Source organism: Arcticibacterium sp. GJ41-1 (assembly GCF_055808875.1).
This window is the reverse complement of sequence record NZ_CM147888.1, coordinates 2,447,674-2,465,967: the sequence shown is the minus strand read 5'-3', so window position 1 is coordinate 2,465,967 and position 18,294 is coordinate 2,447,674. Positions and strand designations below refer to the sequence as shown.

General features: G+C 36.9%; 19 protein-coding genes. 15 read left to right on the top strand and 4 right to left on the bottom strand.

Annotated elements, in window-relative coordinates; all coding sequences use genetic code 11:
• Positions 1–3 precede the first annotated feature (3 nt).
• The 5 genes from AC0L6O_RS10150 to AC0L6O_RS10130 all read left to right on the top strand — a co-directional run bounded on the left by AC0L6O_RS10150 (position 4) and on the right by AC0L6O_RS10130 (position 5,692).
• Positions 4–948: a phosphoribosylaminoimidazolesuccinocarboxamide synthase gene (locus AC0L6O_RS10150; RefSeq protein WP_473308296.1), complete on the top strand. Its 945-nt coding sequence runs from the start codon at positions 4–6 to the stop codon at positions 946–948.
• A 3-nt stretch (positions 949–951) separates the two neighbouring features.
• Positions 952–2,187, top strand: a complete 1,236-nt coding sequence (locus tag AC0L6O_RS10145) for a pyridoxal phosphate-dependent aminotransferase (RefSeq protein WP_473308294.1) — start codon at positions 952–954, stop codon at positions 2,185–2,187.
• Positions 2,187–2,666, top strand: coding sequence for a DUF456 domain-containing protein (locus AC0L6O_RS10140; protein WP_473308293.1), 480 nt, complete (start codon positions 2,187–2,189; stop codon positions 2,664–2,666). The genes AC0L6O_RS10145 and AC0L6O_RS10140 overlap by 1 nt, the downstream gene beginning before the upstream one ends.
• 260 nt (positions 2,667–2,926) lie before the next feature.
• Positions 2,927–3,892 carry a hypothetical protein gene (locus tag AC0L6O_RS10135; RefSeq protein ID WP_473308291.1) on the top strand — a complete coding sequence of 322 codons (966 nt, stop codon included), beginning with the start codon at positions 2,927–2,929 and terminating at the stop codon, positions 3,890–3,892.
• A 408-nt stretch (positions 3,893–4,300) separates the two neighbouring features.
• Positions 4,301–5,692 (top strand): TlpA family protein disulfide reductase, encoded by a 1,392-nt coding sequence (locus AC0L6O_RS10130; protein ID WP_473308289.1) that lies wholly within the window; start codon positions 4,301–4,303, stop codon positions 5,690–5,692.
• A gap of 105 nt (positions 5,693–5,797) precedes the next feature.
• Here the strand turns inward: AC0L6O_RS10130 and AC0L6O_RS10125 are convergent, their stop codons facing one another.
• From AC0L6O_RS10125 to AC0L6O_RS10110, 4 genes are all read right to left on the bottom strand, one after another.
• Positions 5,798–7,528 carry a LysM peptidoglycan-binding domain-containing protein gene (locus AC0L6O_RS10125; RefSeq protein ID WP_473308287.1) on the bottom strand — a complete coding sequence of 577 codons (1,731 nt, stop codon included), beginning with the start codon at positions 7,526–7,528 and terminating at the stop codon, positions 5,798–5,800.
• A gap of 276 nt (positions 7,529–7,804) precedes the next feature.
• Positions 7,805–9,457 carry a glucose-6-phosphate isomerase gene (gene pgi, locus AC0L6O_RS10120; RefSeq protein WP_473308285.1) on the bottom strand — a complete coding sequence of 551 codons (1,653 nt, stop codon included), beginning with the start codon at positions 9,455–9,457 and terminating at the stop codon, positions 7,805–7,807.
• Between the two features lie 50 nt (positions 9,458–9,507).
• A complete protein-coding gene (locus AC0L6O_RS10115; protein ID WP_473308283.1) occupies positions 9,508–10,302 on the bottom strand; it encodes a glycoside hydrolase family 25 protein in 795 nt (264 codons plus the stop codon).
• A 124-nt stretch (positions 10,303–10,426) separates the two neighbouring features.
• The gene (locus tag AC0L6O_RS10110) at positions 10,427–11,062 is read right to left on the bottom strand and encodes a peroxiredoxin (RefSeq protein ID WP_473308281.1); all 636 of its coding nucleotides are present in this window, start codon (positions 11,060–11,062) and stop codon (positions 10,427–10,429) included.
• A 129-nt stretch (positions 11,063–11,191) separates the two neighbouring features.
• Here AC0L6O_RS10110 and AC0L6O_RS10105 point away from each other — a divergent pair, with 129 nt between their 5' ends.
• The 10 genes from AC0L6O_RS10105 (at position 11,192) to modB (ending at position 18,205) form a co-directional block, all read left to right on the top strand.
• Positions 11,192–11,824 (top strand): ABC transporter ATP-binding protein, encoded by a 633-nt coding sequence (locus AC0L6O_RS10105; protein WP_473308279.1) that lies wholly within the window; start codon positions 11,192–11,194, stop codon positions 11,822–11,824.
• A gap of 1 nt (position 11,825) precedes the next feature.
• On the top strand, positions 11,826–13,007 hold the full coding sequence (locus AC0L6O_RS10100; protein ID WP_473308277.1) for an ABC transporter permease: 1,182 nt from the start codon (positions 11,826–11,828) through the stop codon (positions 13,005–13,007).
• Between the two features lie 46 nt (positions 13,008–13,053).
• Positions 13,054–13,497, top strand: coding sequence for a DUF3299 domain-containing protein (locus AC0L6O_RS10095; RefSeq protein WP_473308276.1), 444 nt, complete (start codon positions 13,054–13,056; stop codon positions 13,495–13,497).
• A 30-nt stretch (positions 13,498–13,527) separates the two neighbouring features.
• The gene (locus AC0L6O_RS10090; protein WP_473308275.1) at positions 13,528–14,115 is read left to right on the top strand and encodes a hypothetical protein; all 588 of its coding nucleotides are present in this window, start codon (positions 13,528–13,530) and stop codon (positions 14,113–14,115) included.
• 82 nt (positions 14,116–14,197) lie between these two features.
• Complete coding sequence (locus AC0L6O_RS10085) at positions 14,198–15,244, top strand: zinc-binding metallopeptidase family protein (protein ID WP_473308274.1); 1,047 nt, start codon at positions 14,198–14,200, stop codon at positions 15,242–15,244.
• 76 nt (positions 15,245–15,320) lie between these two features.
• A complete protein-coding gene (locus tag AC0L6O_RS10080; RefSeq protein ID WP_473308272.1) occupies positions 15,321–15,656 on the top strand; it encodes a winged helix-turn-helix domain-containing protein in 336 nt (111 codons plus the stop codon).
• A 3-nt stretch (positions 15,657–15,659) separates the two neighbouring features.
• Positions 15,660–16,406: a DUF2490 domain-containing protein gene (locus AC0L6O_RS10075; RefSeq protein ID WP_473308271.1), complete on the top strand. Its 747-nt coding sequence runs from the start codon at positions 15,660–15,662 to the stop codon at positions 16,404–16,406.
• Complete coding sequence (modA, locus tag AC0L6O_RS10070; RefSeq protein WP_473308269.1) at positions 16,403–17,140, top strand: molybdate ABC transporter substrate-binding protein; 738 nt, start codon at positions 16,403–16,405, stop codon at positions 17,138–17,140. The genes AC0L6O_RS10075 and modA overlap by 4 nt, the downstream gene beginning before the upstream one ends.
• The gene (locus tag AC0L6O_RS10065; protein WP_473308268.1) at positions 17,133–17,534 is read left to right on the top strand and encodes a TOBE domain-containing protein; all 402 of its coding nucleotides are present in this window, start codon (positions 17,133–17,135) and stop codon (positions 17,532–17,534) included. The genes modA and AC0L6O_RS10065 overlap by 8 nt, the downstream gene beginning before the upstream one ends.
• The gene (modB, locus tag AC0L6O_RS10060) at positions 17,531–18,205 is read left to right on the top strand and encodes a molybdate ABC transporter permease subunit (RefSeq protein ID WP_473308267.1); all 675 of its coding nucleotides are present in this window, start codon (positions 17,531–17,533) and stop codon (positions 18,203–18,205) included. The genes AC0L6O_RS10065 and modB overlap by 4 nt, the downstream gene beginning before the upstream one ends.
• Positions 18,206–18,294: the final 89 nt, after the last annotated feature.

Below are 18,294 nucleotides of genomic sequence, written 5' to 3'. Positions count from 1 at the left end.
GAAATGAACGTATTAAAAGAATCGAATTTTAGTTTTAAAGGCCAGCAGAGTCTTTACCACGGAAAAGTAAGAGACGTCTTTGCTTTTGAAGACGGCTTATTAATGATAGCGTCTGACAGAATTTCTGCCTTTGATGTTATTTTGCCAGAGGCCATTCCCTGCAAAGGACAAGTACTTAATCAAATAGCAGAAAAATTCCTTAAAGCCACTGCCGATATAGTACCAAACTGGCTCGTAGCCGTTCCTGACCCAAATGCTACTTTTGGTTTAAAGTGTGAAACTTTTCCTGTAGAAATGGTGGTTCGTGGCTATTTAGCCGGCCATGCTTGGAGAGAGTATAAAAGTGGTAAAAGAGAGGTTTGTGGTGTAGCACTGCCAGACGGTTTAAAAGAAAACGACAAACTGCCTACCCCTATCATCACGCCTACTACCAAAGCACACGAAGGACATGATGAAGATATTTCTAGAGAAGAGATTCTTAAACAGGGTATTGTAGACGAGTCAAAATATGTTCAATTAGAAAAATATACTTTAGCTCTTTTTCAAAGGGGGACAGAAATAGCGGCAGAGCAAAATCTAATTTTGGTGGACACCAAATATGAGTTTGGAGAGAAAGATGGTATCATTTATTTGATTGATGAAATTCACACACCAGACTCTTCAAGATACTTCTATAAAGACACTTACAGTGCAAACCAAGAGAAAGGATTGCCTCAAAAACAGCTTTCAAAGGAATTTGTGAGAGAGTGGCTAATAGCCAATGGTTTTCAAGGAAAAGAAGGGCAAACGGTGCCAGAAATGACACCTGAAAAATGCCAAGAAATAAGTACACGCTACATAGAACTCTATGAAAAAGTAACTGGTGAGGTATTTGTTCCAGCTAATAATGTAGATATTTATAAAAGAATAGAGGAGAATGTGAATTCATTCTTGGAAAAAAGAGGATAAGAAATGGAGTATAAGAAAAGCGAACGCCTTAACAATTTATCATATGCAATTAGAGGTCCTATCTTTGATAAGGCCCAGGCATTAGAGGCGGCTGGACATAATATAATCAATCTGAATATTGGAAATCCAGCACCGTTTGGCTTTGATATTCCTGATGAGATAGTGGAAGACATGATTCTCAACATCAGAAACGCTCAAGGGTACTGTCATCACTTGGGTATTTTTCCTGCCAGAAAAGCCATCATGCATTACACGCAGCAAATTGGCATTGAAGATGTTCGTATTGAAGATATTTTCATAGGAAATGGCGTAAGTGAGCTTATTGTGATGTGCATGCAGGCTCTTATTAACCCAGGTGATGAAATTCTTATTCCATCGCCTGACTATCCTTTATGGACTACCGCAGTGGGGCTTTCTGGTGGAAAAGCCGTGCATTACGTTTGTGATGAAGCTGCCGACTGGAATCCGGATGTAGCCGATATGGCTTCAAAAATCACTTCTAAGACTAAAGCCATAGTACTTATTAATCCAAACAACCCCACTGGAGCTGTTTATGAAAAAGACGTACTAGAGCAAATTGTTAAACTTGCCAGAGAAAATAACCTAATGGTTTTCTCTGACGAAATTTATGATAAAATCCTTTTTGATGGTCATAAACATGTGCCAATAGCTTCTTTAAGCGACGAGGTATTCTTCATGACTTTTGGTGGCTTATCAAAAAACTATCGTGCTACAGGTTTTAGAGGTGGCTGGGTAATAGCAAGTGGTGCCAAAGAAAAAGCCAAAAGCTACTTAGAAGGAATTAACTTACTAGCCAGCATGCGTTTATGTGCCAATGTGCCTACGCAGTATGCTATTCAAACGGCTCTGGGCGGTTATCAAAGCATAGACGACTTAGTAGCTGAAGAAGGCCGCTTAAGAAAGCAGCGTGACCTAATACATTATAGGCTTACTGATATTCCAGGAATAACCTGTGTAAAGCCAAAAGGCTCACTTTATGTGTTCCCAAAAATTGACATGAGTAAGTTTAGTTTCAAAACTGACGAGGAGTTTACTTTAGATTTACTAACAGACCAAAAGATTCTAGTAGTACCTGGCTCTGGTTTTAATGCTTTTGATAAAAATCACTTTAGAATTGTTTTCCTTCCTAACACAGAAACATTAGGCAAAGCTGTAGACGGCATGATAGAGCTTCTTGATGAAAAGCGTGTCAACATCCCGGCAGCAGCCGCTTATTAATGGATATCTTATTACTAATACTTGGTGGTGTTTTTTTAGTTGTCGGGCTAATAGGTTCGGTATTACCTATACCTGGGCCTCCTTTGGCCTTCGGTGGTATTATAGCCCTTCATTACTCTAAATATGCCAATTTCTCAGAAGACCTTTTAATGGGATTAGGTATTGCCACGGTCTTGGTTACTGTTCTTGATTATTATGTGCCTATCTGGGGTACTAAAAAGTTTGGTGGAACTAAGGCTGGCGTAAGAGGTTCTATGGCTGGTCTTATTATTGGGCTCTTCTTTGGCCCTTTTGGTATTTTTATCGGAGCTTTTTTAGGGGCCTTAATTGGTGAATATATGGTTGGCGACAAGCATAATGCACTTAAAGCCGCCATTGGTAGCTTCGCTGGTTTTGCAGCAGGCATGGCCATTAAAATCACTTTGTGCTGTTTCATGATTTTCTACGCCATTAAAGAAATTTGGGGATTTTGGAATTAGGTAGCCAAGCCATTCATCGACTTTACAAAAGAGTTTAATAACTACTTTTCTTTTTAATAAGCTCTTTAATCAAGTTTAACTAGGAAGCTCTTTATATAAATCCTGCCTGGTACCGCCTAATAAGTATTCAATTTGCTTTCTAAAATTAGCAAACTGACCTAGCTAAAGGTAAATCTGCCTAAAAAAATCTTTACTTAACTGAAATATAGGAGATTAGCCCACCGTTTAAAATACGAGATACATTCAGTATTCACACACTCATGAAACACATACTCTTCATCGCTATAATACTCACTACTGGCTCCATGAGCTTGTTTATCTCTTGCAATAATCCTGATAATCCGGAGCCTGTAGTACCTGTAGACTCCACCACTCTTAAACCTGAAATAAAAATATCGTACGAAATTTTGGATAGCGGTTATGTACAATTTAAAATGCTATCTCAAATTGATGGCATATATGCATGGTACACGGAATGGGGCATAATTAGTTTTGAACTAAATCCTAAGTATTGGTGTAGAAATGGTACTAACGTTATTAAATTTGCAACACGTTCTAAGTATGGAATTAATTCTGACACCACTATAGTGTTTGAGATCACTAACTCCATCCCTCAAATAGACTCAGAACGATTTGTTAAAGGAGTCGTTTTTGGGGATAGTATTGATACTAAGTACACATTAGATATACAAAATCATTTTCTAGGTGGCGGTATTCCTGGATATGACAGTCTCACCCCGGTCTCTTATATATGGCCCCCTGATAAAATAGATTACATGAGCATGGCTGATTTCAATCAGATTAGAGGGACGGATGTAGCCACTATGAGAGACTTATTTAAAGTAGGAACGGATAAATTAGCCAAGTGGGAATTTGAACCAGACGGCAATGGATATTGGCGATTCAAAGACCTACGAGTACTTAAAAACCCTGGTTGGCAGGTCTTCTTTCATGGAAAATTTGAGTCTGGCCGTCGTTCTAATTTTTCTGGTGGAGGAAATACAGATGAAACTTTAGATATAGTTTCGGTTAAGGAGATTTATCAGCCCCCCATTTTCCCGGGCTTAGCATCTACTGCCTTTATTGTCACTTTTCATTATAAAGCCACCTCATTTGGCTACCCCTACGGGGGTGTTTCCAACTTGCCCAACATTCCTGGAAAAGACATTATTGACCTTACGTTTGATGTAAAATTTAATGTCTATCCTAAAAGGGTAAAAAGTTAGATTTAAGAGAAAAGAAGATTGCTATAAGCCATAGCACAAAAAATTAGCTCCCATCATTGATAGGAGCCAATTCAGCTACTGAGTGAATCTATACTACTTAAAATCTCTTACAGCTACTTCTGTAGATCGTATTTCAAGATGCCTTAATTCTTCATATTAAAGGTGAAATAAAGACTCTAAAATAAAGTTATAATAAAGACATTAACAATATGCTTAGGGTATTCCCAAGAATTGTCAATATGTGCAAATAGAAATAATTTAGTAGAGTATTAGGCTAAAATATCAATATCCAATCAGAGTTGATATTCAAGTCTATTGCATGATTAACTAAAACCATCATCTTTTAACCGCTAGTGAATGGAATATTTCCACAAAAAGAAGTAATCCAACTCTTTCCAAATCCAAAAAATGCTACACAAATACATCAAGTCAGTCCTCCTAATACTAGCAATAATTCCATGGAATTCGAGATTGACTTCTCAAATAAGAATTAATATTATTGATGGGATTCCCAATGCGACAATTGCCATTGTAAATCCTGATTACTATCTATATACCACTCCTCTCTACCAATCGAAAATCTCAGAAAATGGGAAAGGGCTGTTGGTCTATCAAATTGAAAAACCTCAAATTATCGTAGTTGATGTTGGAAACCGGAAAACAGTGAAGCTACTAGTAGCCCCTGAAGAAAGTTATGACATAATAATTGTAGAAGAAAGCATTCAGTTTAAAGGCCATAACAGCCCGATAAATAAAGTGCTATATGAAAATAGGATATTGAAAAGCAATTTCAAGTTTAACAATAAGACCTTTATTAAATGGAATATGGGTGAAGAGTTCAATACGGGAATAGCCTTGCTGGAAGAGGCTCTTCAGAAAAACCTAAATACCTTGACCACCATTTCTGATGAAGGTTCTTTCCAGATAACTTCTGACATGAATTTCTATTTACTCGCAATGAAACTTGAAAAATTTTCAAAAATAAATACAGACTTTTCTTCAGAAACAATTATATCAGAATATGATAAAATAATGAAACAAGTGCCTTTAGACAATGCTTACTACGACTTTATAAGTTACAAATCGGTTTTAAATCAATACGCCAGTCTTCTAAATAATTACTATGTTTTATCACGGATAAATAATGCTAAGAAAAACATTTCTGGCCAGGATATTAGTCAATCAGAATTCATAATTAATGAAAATTCTCCTCAAAAGATTACTGATTATTTACTCACCGATTATTTTCTTTCTAAAATCAGCTCTCTAGAGGATTTGCCAGGTACGTATAATAGATTTTCAAACCACATATCAAATCTTGGCTATAAGGAAATAATTGAAAATAGAATTAAAGCCAATTCGCAACCATCCGAATTTAACATTTACCAAGAATCTTATTTCAGTAATATCAATAAAAAGGCTCTTTTAAAAGATAGTATTCCTGGAAACCTAATTTACATGGACATCTGGGCCACTTGGTGCGGCCCATGTATTAAGGAATTTAAATATTCTAAAGAACTGCCTACTCAGTTAAAAGATATGGAAGACCTAAAGTTTGTTTATACTTCTATTGACATTGATGAAGACAAATGGTTAAATTTTTTAAGCACTAAAAATCCCCCCTTGGGCACACATATCAATTTAAACAAAGAAGAGACATCAACCTTATTTCAGGAATTGAATATAAATGGTGTTCCTAGGTATATAATAATCAACAGAGAAGGCATAATAGTGGATGAAGATGCTCCAGCCCCATCTGACCCGAAACTAAGAGAGGTTTTGTTGAAGCACTACAAATAGACTTCTAGCTAGTCTCCAAAATGGTAATCTTAAACAAAAAATTAGCTCCCATCATTGATAGGAGCCAATTCAGCTACTGAGTGAATCTATACTACTTAAAATCTCTTAAATCGGTTTTACTTTAATCTTATCTCCGATTTCTATAATATTTGAGGTCAAACTGTTAAGCTTATATAACTGTTTTACCGTGACTCTGTAATTGACTGATATTCTGTAAAGCGTTTCGCCTTTTTTTACCGTATGAATCACAAAATCTTCAATTTCTTTCTTCTCTACTTCAGGAGTACCAAGCACTTGATTTTTTAAATTTTCGGTGTAGCTATTTGCTATCACAGGCCTTACCGCTACTTCCCTCCTTACTGTCAGTGGCTGCCTTTCTATTGGAGCCTCCTTTATTTCAGCTACTTTAACCTCTGGCAAATCTTCTTCTAGAATCTCTTTGACCGCCGGTTTTACTTCTTTCACCGTTTCAGGTTTATGCTGTTCCGAAAAGCTAAAAGATGTATGACTACCTAAAATAGGGTCTTTCTTTAATTTTCCCTGTGTAACCACTATGTCTTCTATTTTGACATACTCTACTGGTGAGTCCTTTTGTTTTTTGTCTTGCAAATAAACCACTCTACCTCTTTGAAATACTTCTGACGCTTCTAGTCGGTTAAACTTCAGTAGTTCTTCCAATTTCACACCGTAAAGCATAGCTATATCCCAAAGACTCTCTCCTTCTCTAGATATATGTGTTGATATCGGTCCTTTGTTGTTTTTTTCTTCTAGGTAATAAATTTGACCTATGCTCACCACATCAGTTTCTTGCATATCATTATATTCTAGAAAACTCTTCTCAGAAATCTTAGCCTTATATGCTAAATCTACATAAGAGTCACAGAAATCGGCTTTGATACCTCTTTTTCCATTAATTCTAAAGAACTGTCCTCCCCTTTCTTTGGCCAAACTTGGCTCTTCCGTCAGCATAGGAAAACCTTTCTCTTCTTTATGAAAATCTCTATGGCTTGATATCTCGGCTAAAATCCGAATATCATTATAACGCTCTGCATCTACTATGATTAAAACTGGCAAAGCATCTTTGCCCATTCGTTCCTCTTTTAACCAGCCATTTTGCTCTAAAACCTCCGCAGGCTCTAATCTTAAATCTGCTGCAATGGAGCTTAACGTTTTTCCATTTCCGTAAGGATAGCTATAAATAACTTTGTCTTCCGTAGGTTTGAAAGATGCCATGGTCTCTTCCGTTACCATCTTAAAGGCCAAAAATTGAATAACAGCACTATATGCAGGCCCATCCAAGGGAAGATACTTCTTACTGTTCCAATCTTTATTTACACCTAAAAGGTTTATTAAATCTCTTTGAGCAAGTGCGGCAAACAAAGTGGTACCCCAATTATTGTAAAGAACATTATTTCGGCGAAGCCCTATTACGGCTGCATCCGTGGCGACAAAGAAGTTTTTACGCTCATCTATCTTATCATTGACATGCAAATCTAAATCTGCAGCTAACTCTTCTGTCAAACACCAAAACACACCATGGTCTAAAAGATTACTCTGGTTAGTTTCACTTTGGTATTTATTATAAATCACCAAGTAGCTAAAGTCTTCTGGCACAGCAGCATTCTTCAGTACTGGACTTGCCTCTGGTAGAAATAAGGAAAGCAATTCAAATTGCCTTTTCATTTCTTCTGTATCTTTCTTCAGCTTCTCTACTTCTTTTTCTAAAAGAAATCGGGTAGCATCATTCAATTGAAAGACTACATCAGCAAAATTAATTTCATAAGGAATTTCTGATAATTGAACTTGCCTGTTTGATTTGAATGAGGAAAACGTCACACAAAATACAAACAGGCAAATAAAGACCTTTCGGGGTTTTAGGGGTTCAATTTGGTTTATCAAAAAAGCACGTAAGTCCATTAATTTGGATACCAGCTCGATTAAAAAAGGAGACTTATTTCCTCTCTACCGATTTGATGTTTCAAACTTAATTTATTGAATTTATACTTCCAAATAAAAAGACAATAAATATTAAAAATATAGTCTTTTCAGTAAATATTGAAAAATCTATACAAAAATAAATGCCATTTTTCAGGCATTTAAGATTGATTTCTCTTATTTACTCCACTTTTTATAAGTGTTAATTAAGCCATTAGTAGAGGCATCATGCGATGAAACTTCATCATCCGCAAGTAGTTCAGGGTAAATAGCTTTGGCTAATTGCTTCCCAAGCTCTACACCCCATTGGTCAAAACTGAAGATATTCCAGATAACCCCTTGTACAAATATCTTATGCTCATACATGGCAATTAAGCTTCCCAAAGTTTTTGGCGTTAGCTTCTTCACCATAATAGAGTTGGTAGGTTTATTACCTTCAAAAACCTTAAAGGCTTTCAAAGCATCAATGTCTTTAGCAGACATACCAGACTCTTTTAATTCAACTACTACTTCTTCCTCCGTCTTACCATTCATTAGTGCTTCTGTTTGAGCAAAGAAATTTGCCAAAAGCATTTTATGCTGGTTCCCTATCGGATTTTGACTTTGAGCATGTGCTATAAAATCACAAGGAATTAGTTTTGTTCCCTGGTGAATTAATTGATAAAAAGCATGCTGACCATTTGTTCCTGGTTCTCCCCATATAATAGGACCAGTTTGATAGTCTACCTTATCGCCATTTCTAGTTACATTCTTGCCATTTGACTCCATATCCCCTTGTTGGAAATAAGCAGCAAAACGGTGCATATATTGGTCGTAAGGAAGAATGGCGTGTGAGTCAGCATTAAAGAAGTTATTATACCAAATTCCCAAAAGTCCTAAAACCACAGGAATGTTTCTGGCCAAAGGTGTAGTTTTGAAATGATTATCCATTTCGTGAGCACCTGTCAAAAGACCTACAAAATTGGTATAACCTATGCTACATGCTATAGAAAGACCTATGGCACTCCAAAGACTGTATCTCCCTCCTACCCAGTCCCAAAACGGGAACATGTTTTTTGGGTCAATTCCGAAAGCTTCTACACCCGTCGCATTTGTAGATAAAGCCACAAAATGTTTTTTGACATCTTCTTCGCTTCCTCCGTTTGCTAAAAACCATTGCTTTGCTGCATCAGCATTTGCCATAGTTTCTTGCGTAGTGAAAGTTTTAGAAGCTATCATAAAGAGCGTACTCTCAGCTTTCAAACCCTTAAGTGCTTCGGTAACATGCGTGCTATCTACATTAGAAACGTAATGCACGTTTAAACCTTTCTTGGCGTAAGGCTTTAAAGCTTCTGTCACCATAACGGGTCCTAAATCAGAACCACCAATGCCTATATTGACAATATCCTTAATTCTCTTTCCTGAATATCCTTTCCATTCGCCAGAGCGAACTTCATTTGAAAAGGTTTCCATCTGAGCCAATACAGCATTTACCTCAGGCATCACATCTTTGCCATCTACTAGTACTGGTTCGTTTGACCTATTTCTTAAAGCAGTGTGAAGTACAGACCTGCCCTCCGTTTCATTGATAACATCGCCCGCAAACATCTTTTGAATAGCATCTTCTAATTGGCATTCTTCTGCCAACTTTACCAAGGCTATCATGGTTCTTCCGTTTATTCTATTTTTAGAATAATCTAGAAGTATATCTTTAAAACGAATGGAGAACTTTTTAAACCGCTTTGGGTCCTCAGCGAAAAGCGTCTTTATATCCGTTTTCGCGATAGTTTTTTGGTGGTTCTTTAATTTACGAAAAGCGTCCGTTTGAGTAAAATCAACAGATTGTAGCATTGAATTAGATTGACTTAGGTTATAAAACAAAGATGTTTTAAAATGAAGAACTAGCGAAGAGTAAGCCTATCAATCTCAAAATCATCCCTCATAAATACATTAAAATCTACAGATGATTCTATTCCTTCTAGCTTGCCTTTCATGCTATGCTGCCAAAAATAGACTTGAGAAAGGTCATATCCTTCTAATTGGGGAACTTCATATTGAGAAATCCATAATGGATAATCAGGAAAGTTATCTCTTACGTAACGTAAGTAAATATGCTTATTTGTGTATATTATGGGTCTTATACCATAGTGCTTTTCTATAATCTCAAGCCAGCGGCCTACACTCTTCACTATTTGCCTTCTATTTCTTCCATAGCCCAAAGTTTCCCAATCTAACACAGGTGCTAAATCTCCTTTTTCTAGGTCTACATTTAATATATAATTTAGAGCTTGAAGTCTGGGGTCCGTTTGCGGATTGAAAAAGTGATAGGCTCCTCTTCTTATTTTTTTCTCTCCTAAGGCAAGCCAATTGTCCTGAAAACGTTTGTCAACAAACTCTACTCCTTCTGTGGCCTTTACAAAACAAAACCTAACAGATGAACGATGTTTGCTGTAAGAACTTACCTTGTCCCAATCAATGTCTCCGTTATGGTGAGATACATCAATGCCGTGCGTTTTATATTTTAGAGGAATTCTAACTTTTACTTCTTCTTGGTCAGAATTTCTCATTCCGTCGATAACCGATGAGGGATACCAAACCAGCAAAAACAGCAATGTTAATGCATAAAGCGTCTTAGGACGCGATAGTTTGTTAAGTAAGCGGTCAAAGACCGTTGAATTATTTTTTCTCTTTTTCACTCGTCCGCAAAGCTAGAAATATTCGTTTTTAGAATCAATAGGCCACTCATAAAAGTTTGTCTATTAACTAAAAAGGAGCTATTCATAGAATGAATAACTCCTTTAAAATATTGCCCTATACAGACTATTTATTTGGCTGCGGTGTATATCTCAAATATGGTTTAACCTCTCTTACTCCCTTTGGAAACTGCTTAATCGCATCCTCCGTAGAAATAGTAGGAACCACAATGGCATCATCTCCATCTTTCCAGTCTGCAGGTGTAGCTACGCTGTAGTCAGCCGTAAGTTGTAAGCTGTCTATTACTCTTAATAACTCATTAAAGTTTCTACCTGTAGAAGCAGGATAAGTTAACGTAAGTTTAATTTTCTTATCAGGTCCGATAATAAATACCGAACGTACTGTAGCTTTAGCTGAAGCATTTGGGTGAATCATATCATATAACTCCGCTACTTGTCTGTTTTCATCAGCAATAATTGGGAAGTTCATTTTTACATTACTTACCTCCTCAATATCCGGAATCCATTTATTATGCGAATCTAAACCGTCTACCGAAACTGCTAAAACCTTAACATTCTTCTTTTCAAACTCACCTTTTAAAAGAGCTGTCTTACCTAACTCGGTAGTACAAACTGGTGTAAAATCGGCAGGGTGTGAAAAAAGCATACCCCAAGAGTCGCCTAACCATTCATGAAAGTTGATTTTTCCTTGTGTTGTTTCAGCAGTAAAATCTGGTGCTATATCTCCTAATCTTAGTGACATGGTATTGTTGTTTTAATTAAAATTTACTTTTCTATACTTAAACAAGAGCAGTCGGCTAATAAATCCCGATTGCCGATATTTCTGCCATTTTATTTATTCGCTGATGCTATTGACTATTTTTGCAGTGAAATGGCTATACTTCAAACGAAAAACCTTCAGCACTCGTATACCAAAGGCATTGACTTTGTGTACCCTGATTTGCAATGTGATGCAAACCAGCAGCTTCTTATTTTAGGAGAAAGCGGGAAAGGAAAGTCTACCCTGCTGCACCTTTTAGGGCTTATTCTCCATATTCAACAAGGCTCGGTAACTATCAATGGCATAGAAACTAGTCAATTGAACTCCGCAAAGGCCGCTAATTTTAGGGCAAATAATATTGGAATCATTTTTCAGCAGCACCAGTTTGTCAAATCATTATCTGTTCTGGACAATATCCTTTTGGCTAATTATTACGCCAAGAAAAGCCTTAATAAAGTCAAAGTGAATCAAACCGCCGACCGCTTAGAAATTAGCGATTTGCTGCACAAAAAAGTGTATGAATTAAGCGGTGGCGAAATGCAAAGAATTGGCATTGCCAGAGCTTTACAAAATGAGCCGAAACTACTATTAGCTGATGAGCCTACATCTAATTTAGATGATGTAAACTGTGAGCGTGTTTATCAACTTTTGGCAGATACAGCTGCCGAGCAGAAAGTGGCACTGGTGATAGTAACGCATGACCAGCGTTTGAAAAATAAAATTGCTAACCAAATCCATTTATAACATGCTTCTAAAACTGGTTTGGAATAAGATATGGCATAAGAGACTAAGCAGTTTTCTGTGTATTCTTTTAATGGGAATTGGTGTAGCCATCATCTCATTGGTAGCAAACCTATCAAAACAACTGGAGGGCAACTTCTCAAAATCCATATCTGGAATAGACATGGTGGTGGGTGCTAAAGGCTCTCCTTTACAGTTAATCTTATCGTCTGTTTTTCATATTGATGCCCCTACGGGCAATATTCCGCTTTCGGAGGTAAACAATTTAAAGCGTAATCGTCTTGTCAAAACATTAATTCCGCTCTCTTTTGGTGATAACTATAGAGGCTATAGAATAGTAGGCAGCGAGCTATCTCTTTTAAAACACTATCAAGCAGAACTAAACGAAGGCAAACTTTTCAAAGAAGACTTAGAAGTAGTGGTTGGCTCTTATACCGCTAAAGTGCTTGAGCTAAAAATTGGCGATAGCTTTGAAAGTTCTCATGGTTTAGATAGTGAAGGCGAAACGCACGAAGAAAAAGCCTATACGGTGGTAGGGGTTTTAAAGCCTACAAATACTGTCCTAGACAAGCTCATCCTCTCTAACTTAGAAAGCATTTGGCACATTCATGAGCATGAAGGCGAAACCCATGAACATGAGGACCATGAAGTAACTGCTGCTTTGGTAAAATTTAGGTCACCCATGGGACTGATGACTATACCAAGAATGGTGAACGAAAACACCAGCATGCAGGCTGCATTACCTTCTATAGAGGTAAATCGTCTTTTCCAACTCTTTGGTACGGGTATTGAAATCATGAAGTATCTTGCGTATCTTATTGTGCTCATTTCTGGTATCAGTGTTTTTATATCACTCTTTAATTCTCTGAAAGACCAAAAGAATGAAAAGGCATTGATCTTAACATTGGGAGCTAGCCGCACTAAGGTTTTTACACAGCTCTTATTAGAAGGTTTACTATTGAGCTTTATTGGCTACTTCTTAGGTATTATTTTGTCAAAAGTTGCCCTATTTTCTATCTCAAAACTATTGAGTGAAACCAACTTTACAGAAATTAATATTTGGCAATTCGGTACCGTGGAAATTTATTTGCTAATCATGGCGTTACTTATAGGTATAGTTTCGGCAGCACTTCCGGCTTTAGGCATTTATAAAGTCAACATTTCCGAAACCTTATCAAGGGAATAACAGTTCTTTGCTGTACATTTTAATGGTTTCAAAAATTAAAAAATCAATGGCTCTAAAATCATTACTTCTTATATCAACACTTTTTTGGGGAACAGCTTTTACGCTAGATGAACCTAAAGTCATTTCCTGGAAAACCTTGACTGATGTAAGTTTTGAGAAGAAATGGAATCAGGAAGAAGGCATGTTTATACTCATTCCTAAATTTGGAACGTCAGTTACACCACTAAAAGACAAACAAGTACAGATTACTGGCTACATGATTCCGATTGATATTGAAACTAGCTATTACGTACTTTCGGCAAACCCTTATGCATCTTGCTTTTTTTGTGGCGGAGCCGGACCAGAATCAGTAATGTCAATAAAATTTAAAGGACCTGTTAAACGTTTTGATACTGATGACAGAGTGACCCTTTCTGGAAAACTTACGCTGAACAAAGACAACCTAGAGGAGCTAAATTACATCTTAAGTGAAGCTACGCTAGTAGAATAAAATTAACATAAACTCTTTTATTTAGATAGAATGAAAAAATCGTTTTTCTTAGGCATTATAGCAATGCTCCTTTTAAGCTTTGACTCTTCTGCCCAATACACCAGAAATATTGCTATAGGCCTAAAGCTTGGTGAGCCTATTGGTTTAAACATTAGGAAGTACTTCCAGTATGGCGATAAGGCCTTCGATGTAAATATTGGCACTTATGGCTTTCTATATGGTAAGCATAGAAAATACAGAGATGGGCCGTATCACCTCAAAAATCCTAATGGCGATTATACCGCTTCTCAACCCGTTGGAATGATGGTTCAAGGAATTTACTCTTGGCATAGGCCAGTCGGAAAAGGGGATGCTATAAAAGTTTATTATGGTTTTGGGGGGCAGGTAAATTACAGAACATATGTTGCTAAAGAAATCCTTACTGGTACTAACCAAAATGGAGAAAAACACGTATCACTAGGCCCCACAGGAAATGCAGGAATAGAATATAATTTACCTGGCAATGATGTGGGAATTTTTCTAGATGCTGGAGGTTACGTTGAAATAGTACCCGATTTACTTTTTATGCACCCACAAGTTAGTGTTGGCGTAAGAGTAAATATTGTCAGAGGAAAGTAAAGTATCAAAGAAATAGTATTTTGGACGGAGTAATTCTTTTGAGTTACTCCGTTTCTATTTTTAATAGTCATAGCTTAACAGAATGAAAGTTTATAATTGCGACAATTGCCAAAATCACCTCTACTTTGAAAACGGGCGATGTTTAAGATGTAGACATAAGGTAGGTTTTGACCCTCAAAAACTACGATTCATTTCGCTAATACGCCAAGCTGATAATGAGTATTTAAATCATCAAAACCGAGACGAGAAATTTAAGTTTTGTAAGAACGCCGAATATAGCACATGTAACTGGATACTTCCGGCAGCATCATCTCACACCTTTTGCAAAGCATGTGCTCTCAATAGAACCATTCCTAACTTAGCTAGCGAAAAGAACATAAAGCGATGGAATTTAATAGAAAATGCAAAACATAGGCTGATTTACTCGCTTTTACGCATGAACCTTCCTTTAAAAGCTAAAATCGGTAATGAAAATGAAGGCATTGCTTTCAAATTTGTAGAAACTCTATCTCCAGAAAAAAGAATTTACACGGGACATAGTAGTGGTGCTATCACCATTAATATTGAAGAAGCCGACGAAAAACAAAGGATTAGCAATAAGACTGATTTGGGTGAAAAATACAGAACATTACTTGGTCATTTCAGACATGAAATAGGCCATTACTACTGGGATGTTTTGATAAAAGACACACCTAGGATGGATGATTTTAAATGGAACTTTGGAAATCATAGAGCAGATTATGGAAAGGCCATAGAAAACCACTACGCTAATGGTGCACCCGAAAACTGGCAGAAACATTTTATCAGTTCTTATGCCACAGCACACCCATGGGAAGACTGGGCCGAAACCTGGGCTCACTACCTCCACATGATGGATACGCTAGAAACTGCCTTTTCTTTTGGAATAGGTCTTTTTGGTGGTAAAAGAAATGTAAATATTGATACAGACCCCTATCTTATTGCCTCTTTTGAGCATATTATGGAACTCTGGCTACCCTTAACTTTTGCATCAAATAGCCTCGCTCGAAGCATGGGCCATTCAGATTTCTACCCTTTTATAATCACCGAATCTGTGAAAAAGAAACTAGCTTTCATTCACGATTTATGCTACTCTTATAGACGCTATTAAAACCAAAACTTTAGTAAGATAAATTATAAACCACTTTTCGTTATGTTTGTAAAGGAATAACGAAAATTCATCAAGGATGGAGCTGAGTATTAAAAACAGATTTTGGATAGAATCAAAAAACATAAAGTTTTTAGGTTCTGGCAGAATAGAGCTTTTAGAAAAAATTGAGCAATTAGGCTCGATAAACAAAGCTGCCGCTGAAATGAAAATGGCCTACAGAAAAGCATGGGGACTCATAAAAGACATGAACGAAATTTCTGACAAACCTTTGGTAATAAAACAAACGGGTGGCAAACATGGTGGTGGTACTTACGTAACTCCTGAGGGGAAAAAAGCTATTGCAGTTTACAAAGAACTAGAGAGCGAGCTTGAAGTGTTTCTAAACAAAGCTCTTAAAAATATTACCCTGTAAATCATGAAAAAATCGCTCTTTTATGGTTTACTATTACTGAAGTTATTTGTAATTCCAGACTTATTTGGACAGGAAAAAACTATTCATAAAACTAACCAACAGTGGATTCAATATTATAATACCACACAGCTAAATAAAAAATATACACTACTAGCCGATGGTGGATTCAGATGGGAAGACCAACGCTCTAAAAACTCTCAATATATTTTAAGAACGGCATTAAAGCGAAACATTGGCACCAACGCTGGCATAGCCGCTGGTCTAGCTTATTCTGGCTTTTATAAAGATGGAATGGTTTACAAAACGGAGATAAGACCCCACCAAGAGTTAAACTTAGCAAGCTCTTTGGGCAAAATAGCTCTCAGCCATCGTTACAGACTGGAAGAACGTTTTTTTAAAACAAGAGCGGCGAATGATATTCCAAGTTTTAATAATTTCAATTTTAGGTTAAGATACGCCATCAATGCTAGCATTCCATTGTTCAAAATCTCACAAAAAGAACCTTTCAATAAAGTCGCTCTAAATATTGGTGATGAAGTCTTTCTTAATGCCGGTGGGCAAATCGAAAATAGATTCTTTGACCAAAACCGCTTACTCATAGGTACCTCCGTTCCTGCAAATAAAAGCCTCTTGTTTATGCTTACCTATAATAGTCAATTTGGGAGCACTTCCCTACCCTATGAATACAAGCATTCTAAGATTCTCTGGTTAGGTATTAAGCACAATTTAGATCTACAGAAAAAGTCATGAGAAAAACACTTTACGTCTTTTTGGGTGCTCTTTTTCTATTCACTTCGTGCAAAAAAGAGGAACAAAAGTTAACTATAGCCACCGCAGCAAATATGCAGTTTGCGATGGATTCTCTGGTCAAAAATTTTGAGTTAAAAACGGGTATTCCTTGTCAAACGGTGATTGGCTCCTCAGGTAAGCTTACCGCTCAAATTACCGCTGGAGCACCGTACGACATTTTTTTGGCGGCAAATATGAAATACCCAAACGCACTTTTCGAAAATGGTCTTACGGCCAACAAACCAAAAATATATGCCCATGGGAAATTAGTCTTATGGACGCTTGATGCTAACATCAAACCGAGTATTGATATTTTAAATAGCCAAGAAATCAATCATATTGCCATGGCAAATCCTGATACAGCCCCTTATGGCACTGCCGCCATGGAGGTGCTCAATTTTTATAAACTTAATGAGACATTAAAAAATAAGCTGGTGTTTGGTGAGAGCATAGCTCAAACTAACTCCTTCATTCACTCTCAGTCTGCTGAAATTGGGTTTACTTCGTTATCTACCATTAAAGCTCCTAAACTTGTCAATAAAGGAACTTGGATAGAAATTGACACCCGATTTTACAAACCCATTGAGCAGGGCATTGTACTATTGAAAAACCATAACAAAGACGCCCAACAATTTTACGACTTCCTTTTTACGGAAGAAGCTCGACAAATTTTAACACATTTCGGTTATGAATAGCTTTTCAGGACATATTGCCCAAATAGAAAGCAGCGGAAACATCTCCATTGTCAGTGTAGCTATTGATGAAAAACTGACTTTAAAGTCGGTCATTATAGACACCCAAGAAACCGCTCCTTACCTAGAAGAAGGAAGCCCTGTCAAAACGCTTTTTAAAGAGACCGAAGTCATAATTTCTTTAGAGCAAGATTTAACCATAAGCCTTCAAAACAGAATAGCAGGAACCATATCAGAAATAGAAAAAGGAGCTTTACTAAGCCGTATAGTAATTGATACTGCTAATGGTAGCCTAGTCTCCATCATTAGTACGCAAGCGGCAGAAAACTTAAAACTCACACAGGGTTTAAATGTAACTGCCATGATAAAACTTAATGAGATAATTTTAGCTCCATGATAGACTGGCAACCCATCATATTAACACTCAAACTTGCAGGATTGACCAGTTTAATCCTCTTTATAATTGCTATTCCTTTGGCCTACTGGCTCTCTTTTACCAAATCTAAATGGAAACCAGTTTTTGAGACCTTGATTAGCATGCCATTGGTACTCCCTCCCACTGTGCTTGGCTTTTACCTTTTGGTAGCTTTTAGCCCTTCTAATGCCTTAGGCAACTGGCTGAACGAGTGGTTTGGTATCAAATTCATCTTCTCATTTACTGGCTTAGTCATTGCCTCCATCATCTATAGTTTGCCATTTATGGTGCAGCCTATTCAGGCTGGACTTTCTGCACTTCCAGCATCATTAAGAGAAGCTTCTTATACCTTGGGAAAAAGCCGAATTGAGACATTGACAAAAGTACTTTTACCCAACATCAAACCCGCTATCTTGACGGGCTTAGTATTAAGTTTTGCCCACACCGTGGGAGAGTTTGGCGTGGTTTTAATGATTGGTGGAAATATTCCTGGTAAAACCAAAGTAGCCTCTATAGCCATTTATGATGAAGTAGAAGCCCTAAATTATGGTGCTGCAAATCAGTATTCGTTGATACTTTTTGCTATCACATTTTCCATTTTACTAACGGTGTATTTGCTTAATGGAGGTTATTTAAAACGATGGAAATTATGATTTCTTTAAAAAGCTAAAACCTAAATACTAAAAAAAAGTATTGACATCATTTCAAAAAAAAGACTAATATCATTGTTACACATACTACC

What these genes read in the sequence shown, in the direction of transcription:
- AC0L6O_RS10095 (WP_473308276.1), top strand. Translation starts at nt 13,054, where the DNA reads ATGGCTCTAAAATCATTACTTCTTATATCAACACTTTTTTGGGGAACA.
- pgi (WP_473308285.1), bottom strand. Translation starts at nt 9,457, where the DNA reads ATGCTACAATCTGTTGATTTTACTCAAACGGACGCTTTTCGTAAATTA.
- AC0L6O_RS10105 (WP_473308279.1), top strand. Translation starts at nt 11,192, where the DNA reads ATGGCTATACTTCAAACGAAAAACCTTCAGCACTCGTATACCAAAGGC.
- modA (WP_473308269.1), top strand. Translation starts at nt 16,403, where the DNA reads ATGAGAAAAACACTTTACGTCTTTTTGGGTGCTCTTTTTCTATTCACT.
- AC0L6O_RS10065 (WP_473308268.1), top strand. Translation starts at nt 17,133, where the DNA reads ATGAATAGCTTTTCAGGACATATTGCCCAAATAGAAAGCAGCGGAAAC.
- AC0L6O_RS10075 (WP_473308271.1), top strand. Translation starts at nt 15,660, where the DNA reads ATGAAAAAATCGCTCTTTTATGGTTTACTATTACTGAAGTTATTTGTA.
- AC0L6O_RS10100 (WP_473308277.1), top strand. Translation starts at nt 11,826, where the DNA reads ATGCTTCTAAAACTGGTTTGGAATAAGATATGGCATAAGAGACTAAGC.
- AC0L6O_RS10140 (WP_473308293.1), top strand. Translation starts at nt 2,187, where the DNA reads ATGGATATCTTATTACTAATACTTGGTGGTGTTTTTTTAGTTGTCGGG.
- AC0L6O_RS10085 (WP_473308274.1), top strand. Translation starts at nt 14,198, where the DNA reads ATGAAAGTTTATAATTGCGACAATTGCCAAAATCACCTCTACTTTGAA.
- AC0L6O_RS10150 (WP_473308296.1), top strand. Translation starts at nt 4, where the DNA reads ATGAACGTATTAAAAGAATCGAATTTTAGTTTTAAAGGCCAGCAGAGT.
- AC0L6O_RS10090 (WP_473308275.1), top strand. Translation starts at nt 13,528, where the DNA reads ATGAAAAAATCGTTTTTCTTAGGCATTATAGCAATGCTCCTTTTAAGC.
- AC0L6O_RS10145 (WP_473308294.1), top strand. Translation starts at nt 952, where the DNA reads ATGGAGTATAAGAAAAGCGAACGCCTTAACAATTTATCATATGCAATT.
- AC0L6O_RS10130 (WP_473308289.1), top strand. Translation starts at nt 4,301, where the DNA reads ATGCTACACAAATACATCAAGTCAGTCCTCCTAATACTAGCAATAATT.
- AC0L6O_RS10135 (WP_473308291.1), top strand. Translation starts at nt 2,927, where the DNA reads ATGAAACACATACTCTTCATCGCTATAATACTCACTACTGGCTCCATG.
- modB (WP_473308267.1), top strand. Translation starts at nt 17,531, where the DNA reads ATGATAGACTGGCAACCCATCATATTAACACTCAAACTTGCAGGATTG.
- AC0L6O_RS10080 (WP_473308272.1), top strand. Translation starts at nt 15,321, where the DNA reads ATGGAGCTGAGTATTAAAAACAGATTTTGGATAGAATCAAAAAACATA.
- AC0L6O_RS10110 (WP_473308281.1), bottom strand. Translation starts at nt 11,062, where the DNA reads ATGTCACTAAGATTAGGAGATATAGCACCAGATTTTACTGCTGAAACA.